Source organism: Burkholderia lata (genome assembly GCF_902499335.1).
In the GTDB taxonomy this organism is placed as follows: Bacteria; Pseudomonadota; Gammaproteobacteria; order Burkholderiales; family Burkholderiaceae; genus Burkholderia; species Burkholderia lata_B.
On sequence record NZ_CABVQK010000007.1, the window covers coordinates 356,349 to 374,262 of the forward strand.

At 68.2% G+C, this 17,914-nt stretch carries 15 protein-coding genes; 11 read left to right on the top strand and 4 right to left on the bottom strand.

Features of this window, described 5'->3' with window-relative positions; genetic code table 11:
- Positions 1 to 51: 51 nt before the first annotated feature.
- Positions 52 to 831 (top strand): hypothetical protein, encoded by a 780-nt coding sequence (locus BCO18175_RS19685; RefSeq protein WP_174983318.1) that lies wholly within the window; start codon positions 52 to 54, stop codon positions 829 to 831.
- 15 nt (positions 832 to 846) lie between these two features.
- Here BCO18175_RS19685 and BCO18175_RS19690 read toward each other — a convergent pair whose 3' ends face one another.
- A complete protein-coding gene (locus BCO18175_RS19690) occupies positions 847 to 1,722 on the bottom strand; it encodes a LysR family transcriptional regulator (protein WP_174983320.1) in 876 nt (291 codons plus the stop codon).
- Positions 1,723 to 1,834: 112 nt separating this feature from the next.
- On the opposite strand from BCO18175_RS19690, the gene BCO18175_RS19695 reads away from it, so the two are divergent.
- Together BCO18175_RS19695 and BCO18175_RS19700 are read left to right on the top strand one after the other, a co-directional pair.
- The gene (locus tag BCO18175_RS19695) at positions 1,835 to 2,260 is read left to right on the top strand and encodes a VOC family protein (protein ID WP_059863468.1); all 426 of its coding nucleotides are present in this window, start codon (positions 1,835 to 1,837) and stop codon (positions 2,258 to 2,260) included.
- A gap of 132 nt (positions 2,261 to 2,392) precedes the next feature.
- A complete protein-coding gene (locus tag BCO18175_RS19700; RefSeq protein ID WP_174917780.1) occupies positions 2,393 to 2,977 on the top strand; it encodes a flavin reductase family protein in 585 nt (194 codons plus the stop codon).
- A 21-nt stretch (positions 2,978 to 2,998) separates the two neighbouring features.
- On the opposite strand, the gene BCO18175_RS19705 is transcribed toward BCO18175_RS19700, so the two are convergent.
- A complete protein-coding gene (locus BCO18175_RS19705; RefSeq protein ID WP_174983322.1) occupies positions 2,999 to 3,895 on the bottom strand; it encodes a LysR family transcriptional regulator in 897 nt (298 codons plus the stop codon).
- A 97-nt stretch (positions 3,896 to 3,992) separates the two neighbouring features.
- Here BCO18175_RS19705 and BCO18175_RS19710 point away from each other — a divergent pair, with 97 nt between their 5' ends.
- Genes BCO18175_RS19710 through BCO18175_RS19720 form a run of 3 tightly spaced genes read left to right on the top strand, consistent with a single transcriptional unit; the run spans position 3,993 to position 7,001 of the window.
- Positions 3,993 to 5,291, top strand: coding sequence for a CitMHS family transporter (locus BCO18175_RS19710; RefSeq protein WP_174983324.1), 1,299 nt, complete (start codon positions 3,993 to 3,995; stop codon positions 5,289 to 5,291).
- A gap of 40 nt (positions 5,292 to 5,331) precedes the next feature.
- Entirely contained in the window at positions 5,332 to 6,690 is a 1,359-nt protein-coding gene (locus BCO18175_RS19715; protein ID WP_174983326.1) for an acyclic terpene utilization AtuA family protein, read from the top strand.
- Complete coding sequence (locus tag BCO18175_RS19720) at positions 6,690 to 7,001, top strand: AtuA-related protein (RefSeq protein ID WP_059649396.1); 312 nt, start codon at positions 6,690 to 6,692, stop codon at positions 6,999 to 7,001. The genes BCO18175_RS19715 and BCO18175_RS19720 overlap by 1 nt, the downstream gene beginning before the upstream one ends.
- Before the next feature lie 29 nt (positions 7,002 to 7,030).
- On the opposite strand, the gene BCO18175_RS19725 is transcribed toward BCO18175_RS19720, so the two are convergent.
- Entirely contained in the window at positions 7,031 to 7,852 is an 822-nt protein-coding gene (locus BCO18175_RS19725) for a carbon-nitrogen hydrolase family protein (RefSeq protein ID WP_174969412.1), read from the bottom strand.
- A 265-nt stretch (positions 7,853 to 8,117) separates the two neighbouring features.
- Between BCO18175_RS19725 and BCO18175_RS19730 the strand changes: the two genes are divergently transcribed.
- A complete protein-coding gene (locus tag BCO18175_RS19730) occupies positions 8,118 to 9,947 on the top strand; it encodes a methyl-accepting chemotaxis protein (RefSeq protein WP_174983328.1) in 1,830 nt (609 codons plus the stop codon).
- Positions 9,948 to 10,005: 58 nt separating this feature from the next.
- Here the strand turns inward: BCO18175_RS19730 and BCO18175_RS19735 are convergent, their stop codons facing one another.
- Complete coding sequence (locus tag BCO18175_RS19735; RefSeq protein WP_174983330.1) at positions 10,006 to 10,797, bottom strand: response regulator transcription factor; 792 nt, start codon at positions 10,795 to 10,797, stop codon at positions 10,006 to 10,008.
- Between the two features lie 106 nt (positions 10,798 to 10,903).
- On the opposite strand from BCO18175_RS19735, the gene BCO18175_RS19740 reads away from it, so the two are divergent.
- The 4 genes from BCO18175_RS19740 (at position 10,904) to BCO18175_RS19755 (ending at position 17,811) form a co-directional block, all read left to right on the top strand.
- Positions 10,904 to 11,668: a hypothetical protein gene (locus tag BCO18175_RS19740; RefSeq protein ID WP_174983332.1), complete on the top strand. Its 765-nt coding sequence runs from the start codon at positions 10,904 to 10,906 to the stop codon at positions 11,666 to 11,668.
- A 56-nt stretch (positions 11,669 to 11,724) separates the two neighbouring features.
- Entirely contained in the window at positions 11,725 to 12,552 is an 828-nt protein-coding gene (locus BCO18175_RS19745; RefSeq protein WP_174983334.1) for a topoisomerase IV, read from the top strand.
- A 323-nt stretch (positions 12,553 to 12,875) separates the two neighbouring features.
- Positions 12,876 to 14,540 carry a ShlB/FhaC/HecB family hemolysin secretion/activation protein gene (locus BCO18175_RS19750; RefSeq protein WP_174983336.1) on the top strand — a complete coding sequence of 555 codons (1,665 nt, stop codon included), beginning with the start codon at positions 12,876 to 12,878 and terminating at the stop codon, positions 14,538 to 14,540.
- Between the two features lie 118 nt (positions 14,541 to 14,658).
- Positions 14,659 to 17,811 (top strand): two-partner secretion domain-containing protein, encoded by a 3,153-nt coding sequence (locus tag BCO18175_RS19755; RefSeq protein ID WP_174983338.1) that lies wholly within the window; start codon positions 14,659 to 14,661, stop codon positions 17,809 to 17,811.
- Positions 17,812 to 17,914 lie beyond the last annotated feature (103 nt).

Sequence of the window (17,914 nt, forward strand, 5' to 3'; positions counted from 1 at the left end):
GCAATCGCCGCGCGGCCGTCATGCCGGCGCGCGGCTTCGGAGAAGATCCAGATGAACCGGAACATGAAGACCGGCGCCGTGCGCGCCGTTGCCGCCGGTGCGCGGCGTCGCGCACTGCGCGCGATCGCGGGCTCGGTGCTCGCGATCGGCGCGGGCCTCGGCCTCGGCGCAGGGGCAGCCACGCCTGCGTTGGCGGCCGATGCACCGCAGGCCGTCACGCGTGTCGCGATGCTCGTGCAGCTGCGCGGCCCGAACCTGAAGGTCGACGAACGCATCGGCCAGCATCTCGGCGAACGTGGTTACGCGGTGCGCCTGATCGACGAATCGTCGACGCCCGATGCGGCGCGCGATGCCGACCTCGTCGTGATCTCGTCGACGGTGTCGTCGAAGAACGTGCGGCCCGGCTGGCGCACGCTCGACAAGCCGCTCGTGACCTGGGAAAACGATCTGCTCGACGATCTCGCGATGACCGGCAAGCGTCATGACGTCGACTTCGGCGAAACGGGCAAGGAGCGCTACCTGTGGCTCGTCAATGCGCCGCACCCGATCGCGGCCGGGCTGCCGGCCGGCGCGACGAACGTGTACGGCAAGCAGGCGCCGATGAGCTGGGGCAAGCCGGGGCTCGGCGCGATCACGATCGCGACCGTGTACGGCCAACCCGACAAGGCCGCGATCTTCGCGTACGAGAAGGGCGCGACGATGGACTACGAAGCGCTCGCGCCGGCGCGTCGCGTGATGTTCTTCCTCGACAACGACACGTTCGTGAACCTGTCGCCAGCCGGGGTCGCGCTGTTCGATGCGGCCGTCGACTGGGCGGCCGGGCGGCGCTGATCGGCAACATCGGCCCTAGGCCGCCTGCCGTGCCGCCGCTTCGATCAGTTGCGCGAGCATCTGCGCCGGCTCCGACATCGTCCGCCGCGCGCGATGCACGAGCCCGATGTCGCGGTGGAACGTGTGATGCCCGAGGTCGATCGCGCGCACGCCGGCCGGCCAGCGGCGATACACGGCCGTCTGCGGGACGATCGCGACGCCGACGCCGTTCTCGACCAGCTTGACGATCGCGTCGAGCTCGTCGAGCTCGCACGTGTCGCGCACCGCGATGTGCATCTTCCTCAGAAAGCGATCGACCTGGCGGCCGCCGAACGACGCGCGGTCGTAGCGCACGAACGGCTCGCTCGCGAGCAGCTCGGCCCAGTCCTTGCCCTTCGCGCCGCGCGGCACGATCAGCCGGAACGGTTCCTGCACGAGCGTCGTCCAGTGCAGGTCGCTCTGCAGCGAAAACGGCGGCCGGATGATCGCGGCCATGTCGATTTCGCCCGCATCCACCCGGTTGACCAGTTCGATCGATAGCCCCGGTATCACGCGCGTGCGGCACGCGGGATGCCGGCGATGGAAATCGGCGAGCGCGGCCGGCAGCAGCGCGCTCTGTACCGACGCGATCGCGCCGATCGTCACGCGCACGCTGGCCGGCGAACCGGGCGCCGTCGAGCTCAGGTTCTCGTACAGGCCGATCAGCGCCTGCGCCTGGTCGAGCACGTGATGCCCCATTTCGTTGAGCCGGGCCGACCGGCCTTGCCGGTCGAACAGCGCGAAGCCGAGCTCGGCTTCGAGACGCTGCATCTGCGCGCTCACGGCCGCCTGCGTGAGCCCGATACGGTTGCCGGCCGCGGCGAACGTGCCTTCCCGGGCGACGGCGACGAGGGTTTTCAGTTCGCGGATCATTCATCAATTCTGTTTGTGAATGATGCAACTATATATTGATTTAATTTTTGCTTGACCTTGACTACCATGGTGTCGTCCTCGCGCCACGCGAGCGTTCCATCACGAGGCAATCATGAGTCTTTCCCCGTTTCACCTGGCGATCCCGGTCTACGACCTGCCTGCCGCGCGCGATTTCTACGGCCGTGTGTTCGGGCTGGAAGAGGGGCGCTCGAGCGCGCAGTGGGTCGACTTCGACTTCTACGGGCATCAGCTCGTGATCCACGAGCATCCGAAGACCGCTTCGCAGGAAGGCGCGCATACGAACGCGGTGGACGGTCACGACGTACCGGTGCCGCATTTCGGGATCGTGCTCGACTGGCCGAGCTGGGAAGCGCTGGCCGAGCGGCTGCGATCGTTCGGCGTGACCTTCGTGATCGAGCCGTATGTGCGGTTCCAGGGGCAGGTGGGCGAACAGGCGACGATGTTCCTGTTCGACCCGTGCGGCAATGCGCTCGAATTCAAGGCGTTCCGCGACATCGGCCAGTTGTTCGCGAAGTGACCGGCGGCGCCGTCAGCGCCGATTGAAATTGGGTGCGAGAATGCGGCCTGCGGCCCGGCTGCGCGCATGCGCACCGGCCGGCGCCGCGCCGCACGGCATCCGTCCGTGCGTGCCGTTCTCCAAGGAACCCGTATGGACAGTCACATCGCTCCGGTGGAGCTGAAGAAGGCCTACCGTCTCCTCAACCACGGCCCGACCGTGCTCGTGTCGGCCCGTCACGACGGTGTCGACAACGTGATGGCCGCCGCCTGGGCGTGCGCGCTGGACTTCCTGCCGCCGAAGCTGACGGTCGTGCTCGACAAATCCGCGAAGACGCGCGAGCTCGTCGAGCGCAGCGGCACGTTCGTGATCCAGGTGCCGACGGCCGCACAGATTCGGCTCACGCATGCGGTCGGCAACCACAGTCTCGCGGAGCGGCCGGACAAGCTGCGCGAAGCAGGCGTGACGCTGTTCGACGTCGAGGGCCACGACCTGCCGTTCGTCGCCGGCTGTTCGGGCTGGCTCGCGTGCAGGCTGGTTCCGGAGCCGCACAACCAGCAGACCTACGACCTGTTCATCGGCGAGGTGGTCGCGGCGTGGTCCGACACGCGCGTGTTCCGCGACGGCCACTGGTATTTCGAATCGGCCGATCCGGCGCTGCGCAGCCTGCACTACATCGCGGGTGGCAATTTCTATGCGATCGGCGAATCGCTGCACGTCGATCCGGACGCGAAGTAAGCGTCGATCCGGGCGCGCGGTTCACGCGCGCTTCTTCAATTCCGTCAGCATGGTTTCGGCGAACGCCTGCGCGACGCGCGGCAGCGTGCGGCCGCGCTTGGTGACGAGTGCGATCGGCCGCACGAACGCGGGGTCGTCGATCGGCTTCGCGACCAGCTCGGGCTCGGCGCGCACCTCGCGCGCGGTCGCCGGCAGGATCGTCACGCCGAGGCCACCGCGCACCATCGCGACGGCCGTCATCATGTAGGTCGGCTCGCACGCGATGTCGGGCGTGCAGCCGGCCGCGTCCAGCGCGGCGTCGACGACGCTGCGCACGCTCGTGCCCTGCGCAGTGAGCACGAGCGGCACGGCCGCGACGTCGGCGGTGCTCACGTGGCGCTTGCGCGCGAGCGGATGATCTTTTGGGCACACGGCGACGAGCCGGTCGGCGCCTGCATACAGCACCTCCAGCGATGCATCGAACGTGTCGCCGCCCGTCAATCCGAGATCGGCTTCCTCATTGCGCACGAGCGCGGTGACGAGGCTCGCGACGCCGTCGCGGATCTCGAAGCCCGCGCGCGGCACGTCGCGCCGGAACGACTGGATCAGCTCCGGCAGCATGCTGGACGCGAAGGTCGGCAGGCACGCGAGCCGCACCGTGCCGCTCGTGCCTTCGCCGAGCGCGCGCGCATCGCGCAGCACGCGCTCCATGTCGTCGAGCGAGCGCTGCAGCAGCGGCAGCAGCTCGCGCCCGGTCTGCGTGAGCGCGACGCTGCGGCTGTTGCGGTCGAACAGGCGCGCGCCGACGATTTCCTCGAGCCGGCGGATCTGCACGGTCAGTGCCGGCTGCGACAGGTGCAGGCGCGCGGCCGCACGCGTGAAGTTGCCGGCCTGCGCGACGGTGACGAACGCGCGAATGTCGCGAAGATTCAGATTCATAACGGTTCGTGATTGCTGCGATCAAATCATTTCAATTGTGCTATCGCTGCGCCGACCTTACGCTCGTCTCCAACAAAAGACAAGGTAGGAGACACGGATGCTGCCGTTACTCGGGCTTGGCACGATCGTCGTGCTGCTGGCCGCGATTCTGTCGAAGCGGATGTCGCCGCTCGTCGCGCTGATCATCGTGCCGATCGCCGCATCGCTGATCGGCGGCTTCGGGCTGCACACCAGCAAGTTCGTCGTCGACGGGCTGAAGGGGCTCGCCCCCGTCGTCGGGATGTTCGTGTTCGCGATCCTGTACTTCGGGACGATCACCGACGCCGGCACGCTCGACCCGATCATCGACCGCATCCTGCGTGCGGTCGGCACGCGGCCGACGCGCATCGTGATGGGCACGACGCTGCTCGCGCTGCTGATCCACCTCGACGGTTCGGGTGCCGTCTGCTTTCTCGTGACGATTCCGGCCGTGCTGCCGCTGTACGACCGGCTGAAGATGGACCGGCGCGTGCTGGCCGCCGCGGTGTCGATGGCCGCGGGTATCAACTTCCTGCCGTGGACGGGGCCGATGATCCGCGCGTCGGCGTCGCTGCACCTGCCGGTGTCGGCGCTGTTCAATCCGCTGATTCCGGTGCAGGCGATCGGGCTCGTGTTCGTGTTCGGCGTCGCGTACTGGCTCGGGCGGCGCGAGGAGAAGCGGCTCGGCCTGTCGCGCGACGACGCGTCGATTCCGCTGCCGACGCGCGAACTGACGCCGGACGAGCAGGCGCTGCGCCGGCCGCACCTGTTCTGGTTCAACCTCGTGCTGACGCTCGTCGTGCTCGGCACGATGGTCGTGATGGGCGAGAAGATCCCGCCCGCGATCATGTTCATGGTCGGGCTGTGCATCGCGCTGATGGTGAACTACCCGGACGTCGACATGCAGAGAAAGCGCATCGACGCGCATGCGCGCGCCGCGCTGATGATGGCCGGCATCCTGCTCGCGGCCGGCGTGTTCACGGGGATCATGCAGGGCAGCGGGATGCTGAAGGCGATGGCGCAGGCGGCGGTCGGCTTCGTGCCGCCGTCGATGGCCGGCCACATTCCGGTGGTGCTCGGCCTCGCGTCGATGCCGCTCAGCATGCTGTTCGATCCCGATTCGTTCTACTTCGGCGTGCTGCCCGTGATCGCGGAGGTGGCCGGCCAGCTCGGCGTGCCGGCCGTACAGGTCGGGCAGGCGGCGCTGCTTGGCCAGATGACGACCGGGTTCCCGGTCAGCCCGCTGACGCCCGCGACCTTCCTCGTCGTCGGCCTCTGTGGCATCGAGCTGGCCGAGCACCAGAAATTCACGTTCCCGCTGCTGTTCGGCGCCTCGATCGTGATGACGATCGCGTGCGTCGTGCTGGGCATCTTTTGATCTTTCCCGGCGGTGAAACCCGCCGGACGACGGTACGGACATGACAGCAAAGCAACCTGAACGGCGCGTGCGCATCGGCGCGGGCGCCGGCTACTCGGGCGACCGGATCGAGCCCGCGGTCGAACTGGCCGAACACGGGCAGCTCGACTATCTCGTCTTCGAATGCCTGGCCGAGCGCACGATCGCGATCGCGCAGCAGGCGCGGCGCAAGGATCCGGCACTCGGCTACGACCCGCTGCTCGATGCGCGGATGCATGCGGTGCTGCCGGTCGCCGCGCCGAAGGGCGTGCGCATCGTGTCGAACATGGGCGCGGCGAATCCGCGTGCGGCCGCACGGCGCACCGCGCAGATCGCGCGATCGCTCGGCATCGCGGGCCTGAAGGTCGCGGCGGTCGAAGGCGACGACGTGCTCGACGTGGTGCTGCGCGGCGCGTTCCGCTTCGAGGAATCGGGCGATGACGTCGCCGATTATCGCGACCGCATCGTGTCCGCGAACGCGTACCTCGGCGCCGCGCCGATCGTCGATGCGCTCGCGGCCGGCGCGGACGTCGTGCTGACCGGGCGCGTCGCCGATCCGTCGCTGTTCGCCGCGCCGCTGATCCACGCGTTCGGCTGGCAGATGGATGACTGGGACGTGCTCGGGCAAGCGACGGTCGTCGGCCACCTGCTCGAATGCGCGGGACAGGTGACGGGCGGCTATTTCGCCGACCCCGGCTACAAGGACGTGCCGAACCTTGCGCGGCTCGGGTTTCCGATCGGCGAAGTCGCGGCCGACGGCTCGGTCGTGATCACCAAGGTGCCGCACGCGGGCGGCCGCGTGAGCACGGCGACCTGCAAGGAACAACTGCTCTATGAGATTCACGATCCGGCGCGGTATCTGCAGCCCGATGTCGTCGCGGATTTCACGCGCGTCGTGGTGGCCGGCGAGGCGCCGGACCGCGTGCGCGTGACGGGCGGGCGCGGCACCGCGCGGCCCGATACGCTGAAGGTGTCGGTGGCTTACGTCGACGGTTACATCGGCGAAGGCCAGATCTCGTACGGTGGCCCGGGCGCGCTCGAACGTGCGCGCCTCGCGCTCGGGATCGTCCGCGAGCGGCTGGCATTGACCGGCGTTGCAGCGACCGAGTTGCGCTTCGACCTGATCGGCGTCGATGCGCTGTATGGCGACGCGACGCCCGCCGTGCGCGGCGAGCCGGCCGAGGTGCGCGTGCGGGTGGCCGGCCGTGCGGCGAGCGCCGCCGAAGCGGCGCGCATCGGCAACGAAGTCGAGACGCTCTATACGAACGGGCCCGCCGGCGGCGGCGGTGCGTTCAAGTCGACGCGTGAGGTGATCGCCGTTCAGTCGGTGCTGCTGCCGCGTGCGGACGTGGCGCCGTCGTTTTCATTCGTGGAGGCATGATGCAACTGCGTGAACTCGCGCATGCGCGCACCGGCGACAAGGGCAATACGCTGAACGTTTCGGTCATCTGCCGCGATCCGCGCCATTACGATCATCTGCGCACGCATCTGGATGCCGATGCAGTGAAGGCATGGCTCGCGGGCATCGTGCATGGCGACGTCGTGCGTTACGAACTGCCGGCGCTCGGTGCATTCAATTTCGTGTTGCGCGATGCGCTCGGCGGCGGCGTCACGCGCTCGCTCGCGCTCGATGCGCACGGCAAGTCGGTCAGTTCGGCGCTGCTGGCGATCGAGGTGCCCGCCCCGGCGTGACGGATGTCGCAGCCGGAACGGGCCCGCGCTTACGGAATCAGCAGTTCGCGAAGGCCGTCGGCGTGCTCGATGCGTTCGCCGCCGATGTGCAGACGTTGATCACGGCGATAGTCGTAGACCGCGCGCGACGCGGCGAGCTGCTCGAAATCGAGTTCGACCGCATGACGCGATTCGGTATTGCCGGCCTCGAAGATCAGGTTGCCGAACGGATCGGCCGCGAGGCTGCCGCCCGCGAATACGACGTCGTGCGTGCTGCCGCCGACGCGGTTGGCGACCACCGTGAACACCTGGTTCTCCATCGCGCGTGCCGTGGCCGACGTGCGGTGGACGGCGCGGTACGGCTCCATGTTGCCGTCGGTGATGAGGATCAGCTCGGCGCCGAGCGCGGCGAGCGCGCGGCCGGTTTCGGGGAATTCGTTGTCGTAGCAGATCAGCAGGCCGATCCGCACGCCGTGCCATTCGATCGTCGCGTAACGGTCGCCGGGCAGCACGACGCCGTGCTCGCTCACCCACAGGTGGGTCTTGCGATAGCGCAGCGCGATGCCGTCCGGCGTGACGAACACGGTGGTGTTGTAGAAGCGGCCGCCGTCGTTTTCGATCAGCCCGACCACGACGGCAACGTTGCGCGCACGTGCGGCGGCGATGACCGCGCCGACGCTCGGGCCGTCGAGCGGCTCGGCGCATTCGGCAAGATTCGACGGATCGAGGAAGCCGGTGAGCTGCGCTTCCGGGAACATCACGATGTCGGTGCCCGGTGCGCAGGTTGCGATCGCTTCGAGCGTGCGCTGCAGGTTGTAGTGCGTGTCGCCGTCGCGGCCGGCGAGCTGGACGATGTCGAGCTTCAGTTTCATGGGCGGTTTCGGTGGCAAGGGCCCGTCGCCGGGGGCGCCGGAAGGGTGGATAAGGAGGCCCAGTATGCGCCGAAGCGGCGGATTTCCCATCCCGCCGGTGCGTTAACCCGTCGGGGGTATTGATCTCCGCGGCGGTTGCCGGCGCATGTTTTTTTGATTGGTCTGACCAGTCGAACCTCAAGTTGCGAGGTGGCGGGTCGTTAAATCCGTTTGCGTACTCGTTTGACCATTCGATAACAACGCGCAACCGGAGATCGCCGTCATCATGCTGTCATCAATTCGCGCTCGGATTCTGGCAACTTGCGTCGCCATCGTCGTCACGGCGCTCGCCGTCACGGGTGGCCTCGTGTACGGAGTCGTCAAGCGCCACAACGACGAAACCATCGATCAGAACCTGCAGTCGGTGCTGGCCGGCCATGCGCTGGCGCTCGACGAGTGGGTCGCGAGCCGCGGGCAGCAGACCCAGGCGCTCGCGGATACGCTCGCCGTCGGCGAAGGCGATCCGCTGCCGGCGCTGACGCTGCTCGGCAAGTCGGGCGGCTTCCAGGTGCTGACGCTCGGCCTGCCGGACCGCACGGCGTTCTCGAACATCCCGCTCGCGCCCGGGTACGACCCGACCGCTCGCCCGTGGTACAAGCAGGCGGTCGACGCCGGCCGGCTCGTCGTCACCGCGTTGTATCGCGATGCCACGACCGGCAAGCCCGCGTTCGCATTCGCGGTGCCGATCGTGCGCGGCGGCACGCTGAAAGGCGTGCTGGCGGCGAGTCTCTACATGGAGCGCGCGAGCGCGATCGTCGCGTCGATGCACCCGACGCCGTCGAGTTTCGCGTTCCTGGTCGACCGAAGCGGGCGCCTCATTGCCGGCGCGAAGACCGACCTGATCATGAAGCCGGCGGCCGAGCTGTCGCCGGAGCTGACGCCCGAGCGTCTCGCCGGCCTGCAGACCGCGACCGAACCGGTGGCGATCGCGGTGGACGGCGTGACCAAGCTGCTCCGCGCCCAGGCGATCGCCGGCACCGACTGGTCGCTCGTGATGGCGCTCGACCGGTCCGACGTGACGGCCGGCATGCGGGCCGTGGCGACGACGACGCTCGTGGCGATCCTCATCGTGGCCTGTATCGCGGCCGCGCTCGTCGGTGCGCTGACGAACGCGGCATTCAAGCGCGTGCTGCTGGTGCGCGACGCGCTGACCGACGTCGCGAGCGGAAGCGGCGACCTGACGAAGCGACTGCCCGCGGACGGCAACGACGAGGCTGCGCAGATCGCGCGCGCGTTCAACCTGTTTGCGGAGAAGATCGGGTCGATCCTGCTGCAGATCCGCGGTTTCAGCGAATCCGTGAGCGTGGCGAGCGCGGAGATCGCGCAGGGCAACCAGGATCTGTCGAGCCGCACCGAGCATGCCGCGTCGAGCCTGCAGGAGACCGCGGCGGCGCTCGAGGAGATCGCCGGCACCGCACGCAACTCGGCCGATTCGGCGACGCAGGTGAACCGGCTCGCGGAATCGGCGTCGAGCGTGGCGATGCGTGGCGGCGAGGTGGTGAGCCAGGTGGTCGCGACGATGGGCGAGATCACGGCAGCGTCGAACGAAATCTCGAACATCATCGGCGTGATCGACGGCATTGCGTTCCAGACCAACATCCTCGCGTTGAACGCGGCCGTCGAGGCGGCGCGCGCGAACGAGCACGGGCGGGGCTTCGCGGTCGTCGCGGGCGAGGTGCGCACGCTCGCGCAGCGCAGCGCGCAGGCTGCGAAGGAAATCAAGCAGCTGATCCAGGCGTCGGTCGACAAGATCGAGGGCGGATCGGGGCTCGTGCAGACGGCCGGCGCGACGATGGACGAGATCGTCGAGGGCGTGCGCGGCATTTCGAGCGTGATCGCGGAAATGACGGTCGCCGCGAACGAGCAGAGCACCGGGATCGCTCAGGTGAACCAGGCGGTGTCGCAACTCGATCATTCGACGCAGCAGAACGCGGCGCTCGTCGAGGAGTCCGCGGCGGCGGCGGCGCTGCTGCGCGAGCAGGCGGCGCAGCTCGCGCAGACGGTCGGCGAATTCAAGCTTGCGCGCACGCACGCGGCCGATACGGCGCCGGCGTGAACCGGCTCGCGCCGCAGCGGGAGCGGCGCGGTTGAATGGGCGGTGCGCGGGCCGCGCGTTATCCGCCGGTCTGCGCGTTCAGGAACAGCGAGAACAGCTCCGATTGCGAGTTGATGGCGAGTTTTCCGTAGATGTTGCGGCGATGCACCTTGACCGTTTCGGCGGAAATCGACAGCTTGTTCGCGACTTCCTTGTTCGAGCGCCCGCTCAGGATCAGCCGGATCACGTCGAGCTCGCGTGCGGTAAGCGGCGTGCCGAGCCGCGCCATCGCCTGCTCGAAGCCGTCGTGTGCACCGGGCAGGCGCGACGGCGGATGTTCCGCGGAGGCAGGCTCGAACGCGAGCCGCTGCCGCATCAGCCCGGCCACCCACGGCCGGATCAGGTCGAGCAGCGCCACCTGCTCGGGGCTGAAGCGCCGCTTGCTGCCGAGCGACAGGCACAGCGTGCGCGCATCGTCGAGCACGACGTTGAACTGCACCTCGTCCTCGACGACGTTGTGCGTGAAATAGCGCATGTAGTACTCGGTATCGCGAAAGCACTCGGGCGCGACGTCGGACAGCCGGAACAGGCCGCTCTTCGGCGCGTCGCGGTTGGCGATGTAGAACGGGTCGAGCTGGTACAGGCCCTTCACGTAGTCGTGGAACAGCGGGTCGGGGCCGCCGCCTTCGTACGGGCATTCGGCGAACACCTGCGGGCGGCCGTCGCCGAACGTCAGCGCGACCCAGCTGTCGACCGCGACGTATTCCTCGATCAGCCGGATCAGTGCGAGCCAGAAGCCGGGCTGGTCGAGCGACTCGATGAGCCGCCCGACCGACCGGTGCCATGCGACATCCTGCAACGTGAGGTTCATGCGTAGGTCCAAGTCGGGCAATGCGATGCGCGCTTGCGGTGCCGCGCCTTGCGTGTACGCTACGGGCTCGCGGGCAGGTTTCCGCGTGCATCGAACGGAGCCTGGGGTGAAGAACGAGATCGTAACGCCGGCCGGCGCGAATGGCGAGGCCGTGCGCCGCCGCCGGTTCGCGGCCGTCGCCGTGCGTGCCGCGCTGGCGTGTCTGGGCGCGATGGCCGCGCAGCCGGCCGCCGCCGCGCCGCAGGCGTCGTGCGAAGACCAGCTGACGCGGTTGATCGTGCCGGCACTGCGGCAGACCGCGATGAACCGGCGCGGCATCCGCGCCGACGTGGACGAGCGTGACGGCAACGTCTACCGCATCAGGCTGTTCACGATGCCGGACCACCCGGGCACGCCGAATCGCGAGGCGACGATCGGCTGGGTGACGCTCGATATGCAGGCGAAGCGTGCGCTCGACGTCACGCGCGATCCCGACCGGCCGGACGTGCTGAAGATCGACCGGCGCGCGCTGGCGCGTTTCGTGTCGACGTGTGTTGCGCCGGCGGCACCGGCCGCGCCCGTGCGCAACGCCGTCGATTGCGATGCACTGAACCGCCGCGCGCAGGCGCAGGGCGACTACGTGACGGGCAGCGACGCCGGGCGTGTCGTCACCGGCCAAGGGCGCCTGCCGTTCTATTCCGCGCCGGACGACGCATGCCGGATCGACGGGCTGTTCATCGTCGAGCACGACCATGTCGATGCGCGGACCGGCTACGGCCGTTTCACGTCGGTCGTCTATCTGAATCCGCGCACGCGCGGCATCGCCGAAGGGTGGGTGCCGACCGCGCGGTTGAAACCGGACGGCACCGGCATCGCGCCACGGCAACCGTGATCGTGTGTGCCCGCAATCATCCGCCACGCATCCTTTCGAGCAGAACGAACCACGTCATGACTGTCCCGCACCGGAACATACGTCTGAAGCCGCTCGCGGCTTCGCTCGCTGCGCTTGGCGCACTCGCGGTACTGACCGCGCTCTCCGCGTTGTCGCCCGTTCATGCGGCCGAGCCGGTTCAGCCCGACCGTCTGTTGAAAACCTTCATTCACGATACTTACGGCAACTGGCGCACGGATCGCAAGGGCTGGCAGGCGGACGGGGACGATTTCATTTATGCGCCGTGCGGTGCGCTGCGAGTCGCGACCGCGGATGGCCCGCGCACGCTGCTCGCGATGTGCGGCGAGACCGAGGCTGCCGCGCAAAACGGGATGCCGGGGATGGATTCGGACGCGACGACCGGGACGATCGACCTGTACGTGCTGAAACCCGCGGCCAACGGCACGACGCTCGAGCCGATCGTGAAGAAAACGGAGATCGCGTCGGGCAAGCGCGGCGAGCCGGGCACGGTGCGCATCGAGCGGCTCGGGCCGCACCTGTTCGGGTTCGTCATCGGCGAAAGTGACATGCGGCAAGGCTATACGCAAAGCTTCCGCTCGATCTGGCTGCCATACGGCAATGCGCTGGTGCTGGCGGCGGCGCGCATCGACGAGGCGCTCGACAACGCGGACTCGACCGAATGTGCGAACGCCCAGGCGCGCTGCGAGGAACGCCGCTTCGAGATCGCGCCGGACCTGACCGGCGGCACCGGCGACGTCTATCCGCTGACGGTCACGGAAACGGGCACGCGCGGCGACAAGACCATCCATGCGCGCTATACGGTGAAGTTCGACGCAGCACGCGGCCGCTACGTCGTGCCGAAGGTGCTGCGCGAAGGATACTGACGCGGCACGCTCGACGAACCGGAACACGATTCCCCGCAGGTCCCGCACCTGCTTCAACACGGCCAGTCACGCGCGCAATAGGACAAGTCAGATTTGCGCGAAAGTGTCGTGAAGCCGCGACTTTCACATTCGCTTGACAATCTTCCCGCACGCTGCCGGGTAATCTCCGACCTTTCACGAGACGGCACGCATGCGAGTGCTGTCGCGCGTGGCGGGCCGGTTCGGTGCCGCCTCGCCGGGATGTCCGGCGACGCGCGACACGCGAGGATCGAACCTCACATCGCCTGCCGGATTCACCCGTAATATAGGTAGTCCGAATCAATATGAAGGTATCCGGCATGGTGGGCGCCGCGATGGCGTCGAGCCTGCTGTCGCTTTCGGCAGGGACAGCGGCGGCGCCGTTGTCGACGTCCGATCCGCAGCGGCATCAGGAACAGCAGCTCGACGCCGTGCGTCGGCAGGCCCTTCAGTCCGCCGATGTGCTGACGCCGGAGGCGGGCGCACGTGGCGACACACTCATGCTGCCGCACGAAACGCCGTGCGTGCCGATCCGTTCGATCGAATGGCACGGCGCGGCCGATTTCCCCTGGCTGTCGAAACAGGCACCGGGCGTCGGGCAGTGTGCCGGCACGCGCGGGCTCGCGGCGATTCGCAGCTGGGTCACCGATCAGCTGGTGGCGCGTGGCTACATCACGTCGCTTGCCGCGATTCCGGACCAGGACTACGCGGACGGACGGGTGATCGTCGAGGTGCTGCCCGGCCGGATCGGTGCGATCGACGACGCGCCGGGCGGCATCGGTACGGCTCGGGGCGTATTTCCGCACGGACCGGGCGCGCTGCTGAACGTGCGCGATCTCGACCAGGCGCTCGAAAACATGCGCCGCCTGCCGGGGCAGTCGGCCGCGACCTTCGCGATCGCGCCCGGCGCGGCATTCGGCGACAGCGATATCCGCGTCGGGCGCCCGGCCGGTGCGCGCCGCATCCGCGGAGTACTCACCGCGGACAACAGCGGTCAGGACGCAACGGGGCGCAACCAGGTGGCCGCGATCGTCGCGGTCGATTCGCCGCTCGGCCTGTATGACCAACTGCTGCTGACCGCCGGCAATGATGCGTATCCACGGCGCTCGACGCGCGGATCGCGTTCCCTCAGCGCCAGCTGGGACGTACCGGTCGGCTATGCGTCGTTTTCGCTCGCCGCGAGCGAGTGGGCGACCCGGCAGGCGATTCCCGTCGGCGATACCACGTTCGTGTACGCGCGCCGCACACGGCGGATCGAAGCCGGCATCAGCTATGTGCCGTACCGGTCGGGTACTGGGCGCACCCGCGTCGGCCTGACGCTGGCGCGACGGGAAGACCGCGCGTGGTTCGACGCGTTCGAACTGCGCGTCCAGAAGCACGTCATCACGAGCTACACATTCTCGGCCAGCCACCTGCAGCGGTTCACGCGCGCCTCGGTGGAGGCCGGCGCATCGTGGCGCGGCAGCCTGCGCGGGCTGAGCGCGTTTCCCGGCTACGTGCAGGACCGCAGTGACTGGAATGGCCGCTACGGGATCGCGACGGCGAACGTGGCGGTCGACGCGCCGTTCACGGTCGGCGCGCGCCGGGCGAACTACCGCGGCACTTTCGTCGTGCAGCGTGCGCCGTCCTCCGTGCCGTCGACGGAATTCCTGCAGATCGGCGGACGCTACACGGTACGCGGTTTCGACGGCAACGAAACGCTGGCCGCACGCAGCGGCTGGGTGCTGCGCAACGAGCTGTCGACCCGCGCGGTGGCGGGCATCGACGCCTATGCCGCGCTCGACGCGGGCGGCGTGACGGCCGACGCGGATACGCCGGGCGGCCGCACGCTGGTTGGCGGCGCGCTCGGCCTGCGCGGCGGCTACAAGCGCGTGAGCTTCGACGTCGCGCTCGGCATGCCGCTGCTGAAACCCTCCACGCTGCACAGCGCAAGCCCGACGCTCGACGTTCAGATTGCCGCGCGGTTCTGACGGCGCCTGATTGCTTCATCCCGTGCAGCGGGGCGTGCTGTCGCGACGACATCGCGCTCCCGTTGAACGGTCCGGTGCGGGATTGTCCCGCCCGTCATCCACCCAAGCGAGGACCACCATGAAAATGACTCGAAAGCGTGCGGCGCACCGTCACGCGCCCCTGACCCCGAAGCGGCTCGTGCAGTTGCTGGCCGTCGCGTTGCCGGCGTTGTCCGCGCCGGCCGCCCATGCGCAGATTTCCACGGGCGGCTCCGACAACCCCCACGTGCCTGGCATCAGCTTCAAGAACAAGAACGTCATCGTCGAGATCGTCAAGCCGAACGAGGCAGGCGTATCGCACAACCAGTTCATCAACTACAACGTCGGGTCGAACGGGTTGATCCTGAACAACGGCAGCACGGCGTCCGATACCCAGCTGGCGGGCCGGATCGACGGCAACGCGAGGCTCGGCGGACAATCCGCGAAGGTGATCCTGAACGAAGTCATCGGCGGTGAACGGACGAAGCTGCTCGGGCCGACGGAAATCGCCGGCCAGTCGGCGCAGCTGATCATTGCGAACCCGAACGGGATCACCGCGGACGGCGCGAGTTTCATCAATGCGCCGCAGGTGAAACTGGTCGCGGGCACTCCGGTGTTCGATGCGAACGGCAATGCGGGTGCGTTCGATACGAAAGGCGGGATCGAGATCGAAGGCAGCGGCCTCGATGCTCGAAGCGCGGCACGTACCGACCTGATCGCCCGCACACTGCGCGTCAACGCGGCCCTGCAGGCGCAGCAGCTCGTGGCAACCGCGATCGACGGCAACGTGAAGATCGACGGCGACAAGCTGACCTATGCACTCGCACAAGGCACGAACCGTCCGGAGATTGCGATCGACGTGTCGCAGCTCGGCAGCATTCATGCGAATGCGATCACGCTGATCGGCAAGGGTTCGAGCGTCGGCGTCAACGTCGCGGGCCGGATCGAGGCGATCGCCGGCGACCCTGTCGTGCCGAAGACGCGCGGCATCGTGTCGGGCGGCGGCATCGTGCTGATGGGGTCGACCGGCACGGTGAAGGACGCCGGTGCGAATGGCGATGTCCGGCTGGTTGGCGATGCGAATATCGATGGCACGATTGCGGGAAGCGTGCTGACGATGCTCGGCGAGACGAAGATCGGCAAGCGCGGCATCGTGACGGCGAGCGACGCGTTGCTCGCGGTCGGTTCGAATTCGGCCGGCACGACGTTGACGAACGACGGGTTCGTGCGGGCCGGGGCGGTGCGGGTGATCGGCAGCGTGCACAACAGCGGCACGCTGCGCGGTGATCGGTCGGTATCGCTCACCGGCAACGCATTCGTCAACGAGGCGGGCGGGCTGGTCAGTTCCGGCGGAGCGGTGGACGTCGTCGGGGGGACGTATCGAAACGACGGGAAAGTTGAGCAAAACGCGATGTTTCCTGGCGGCAACCCTGAAGGCGGCGGCAATCAGGGAGGGGACGGTCAGGAGGGCGGTAACTCGGGAGGTGGCAACGCGGGAGGTGGCAACGCGGGCGGTGGCAACCAGGAAGGCGGCAACCCCGGCACCGGCAATCCCGAATCGTCGGTCCCGGGCCTCGTCGCTGACACGAGCGACGCGAACTCGCCCCGGATCGACGTGAAGGACGGCGTACCCGTCGTCGACATCGCGAAGCCGAACGGCTCGGGCCTGTCGCACAACCGCTTCACGGAGTACAACGTCGGCCCGGACGGGCTGGTCCTGAACAACAGCACGAAGCCTGTCGACACCGAACTCGCCGGCCAGATCGGCGGCAACGCGCGGCTCGGCGGCCGGGCGGCCCGCGTGATCCTGAACGAGGTGACCGGCAGCGGGAAGTCGATGCTGAAAGGGCCGACGGAGATCGCCGGGGAGTCGGCGCTGCTGGTGATCGCGAACCCGAACGGGATCGCCGCCAATGGCGCGCGCTTCATCAATGCGTCGCAGGTGAAACTGGTGGCCGGCACGCCGTCGCTCGACGCGAACGGCAACGCGAACCGCTTCGACACGAAAGGCGAAATCGTCGTCGAAGGCGGCGGACTCGATGCGCGCGATGCGAACCGGATCGACCTGATTGCACGGACGTTGCGTATCGATGCGGCGCTGCATGCGCTGAAACTGGCCGCCCTCGCGGGTGATGGCACGGTGACCTACGACGGCGACAATTCTGCATTCCGTCTCGCGCAGTCGCCGAACCGGCCTGAGGTCGCGATCGATGTGTCGAAGCGCGGCAGCATCGACGCCCACGACATCACGCTGACCGGCAACGGCTCGGATACCGGCGTGAACATCGACGGCGCGATCCGGTCGACGCTCGCTTCTGGCACGGGTCTTGACGGCAACGTGACGATTGCCGGTGGTTCGCGCATCGGCGGGACGGTCGACGGCGAATCGATTCAATTGCTGGGCGGTACTGACGTGGGCAGCGCTGGCAGCGTGACCGCGCGCGACGCATTGAGCGCGCTGGGCGGCCTGAAGAACGGCGGCACGGTCACGGCGGCGTCGGTCAGCGTGAACGGCGGAACGATCAATGCGGGCAAACTGATCGCACACGGCCGGTTCGCCACCAACGGCGGGCTCAGAAACGACGGCACGCTCACGGCCACGTTCGCCAGCGTGAACGGCGGCGCATCGAACACCGGCACGCTTGGAGTGGAAGGCAGGCTCGGCGTCAATGGCGGGCTGACGAACGACGGCACGATCGAGGCGGCGACGGTGAACGTCAACGGTGACACGTCGAACTCGAAGCGGCTGTTCGCCAGCGACGCCCTGATCCTGAATGGCCGCACGACGAACACGGGCCACCTCGTCACGGACGGCACGCTGTCGATCAACGGTGGACTGGAGAACGGCCTCGAAGTCTGGGCCAAGGCGGTCAGCGTAAACGGCGGCGTGACCAACAAGGGCACCTTGACGGCGCTCGACCGGCTCGCCGTCAACGGCGGCCTGACGAACGGCGGCACGGTCGAAGCCGAATCGATCAGCGTGAACGGCGGTGCGACGAATCGGGGTACGCTGACCGCGGATACGCGTCTGGCGATCAACGGCGGGCTGCGGAATCACGCCGAGACGCATGCGGCGACGATCAGCGTGAACGGTGGCGTGTTCAATGCCGGGACGCTACGCGGTGACGACCGGATCGGGATCAACGGCGGACTCGATAACCTGACCAGCGCACGGGTCAGCAGTGGCGGCGTCGTGAAGGTGAACGGGCAGGTGGCCAACGCGGGCGAGATCGAGCAGTACGTCAAGCGTTGATCCGCCGGGTCTTCCGGTCGGGGCCTGCCTGACCGGAAGACTGCCGCGCGCCGCGCCGCGTCGCGCGGGTAAGGGGCGCCGGCGGCGTGCAATGCGCGGCCGG

Coding starts and splice junctions, on each gene's coding strand:
- BCO18175_RS19685 (WP_174983318.1), top strand. CDS start 52: ATGAACCGGAACATGAAGACCGGCGCCGTGCGCGCCGTTGCCGCCGGT.
- BCO18175_RS19690 (WP_174983320.1), bottom strand. CDS start 1,722: ATGATCCGCGAACTGAAAACCCTCGTCGCCGTCGCCCGGGAAGGCACG.
- BCO18175_RS19695 (WP_059863468.1), top strand. CDS start 1,835: ATGAGTCTTTCCCCGTTTCACCTGGCGATCCCGGTCTACGACCTGCCT.
- BCO18175_RS19700 (WP_174917780.1), top strand. CDS start 2,393: ATGGACAGTCACATCGCTCCGGTGGAGCTGAAGAAGGCCTACCGTCTC.
- BCO18175_RS19705 (WP_174983322.1), bottom strand. CDS start 3,895: ATGAATCTGAATCTTCGCGACATTCGCGCGTTCGTCACCGTCGCGCAG.
- BCO18175_RS19710 (WP_174983324.1), top strand. CDS start 3,993: ATGCTGCCGTTACTCGGGCTTGGCACGATCGTCGTGCTGCTGGCCGCG.
- BCO18175_RS19715 (WP_174983326.1), top strand. CDS start 5,332: ATGACAGCAAAGCAACCTGAACGGCGCGTGCGCATCGGCGCGGGCGCC.
- BCO18175_RS19720 (WP_059649396.1), top strand. CDS start 6,690: ATGCAACTGCGTGAACTCGCGCATGCGCGCACCGGCGACAAGGGCAAT.
- BCO18175_RS19725 (WP_174969412.1), bottom strand. CDS start 7,852: ATGAAACTGAAGCTCGACATCGTCCAGCTCGCCGGCCGCGACGGCGAC.
- BCO18175_RS19730 (WP_174983328.1), top strand. CDS start 8,118: ATGCTGTCATCAATTCGCGCTCGGATTCTGGCAACTTGCGTCGCCATC.
- BCO18175_RS19735 (WP_174983330.1), bottom strand. CDS start 10,797: ATGAACCTCACGTTGCAGGATGTCGCATGGCACCGGTCGGTCGGGCGG.
- BCO18175_RS19745 (WP_174983334.1), top strand. CDS start 11,725: ATGACTGTCCCGCACCGGAACATACGTCTGAAGCCGCTCGCGGCTTCG.
- BCO18175_RS19750 (WP_174983336.1), top strand. CDS start 12,876: ATGAAGGTATCCGGCATGGTGGGCGCCGCGATGGCGTCGAGCCTGCTG.
- BCO18175_RS19755 (WP_174983338.1), top strand. CDS start 14,659: ATGAAAATGACTCGAAAGCGTGCGGCGCACCGTCACGCGCCCCTGACC.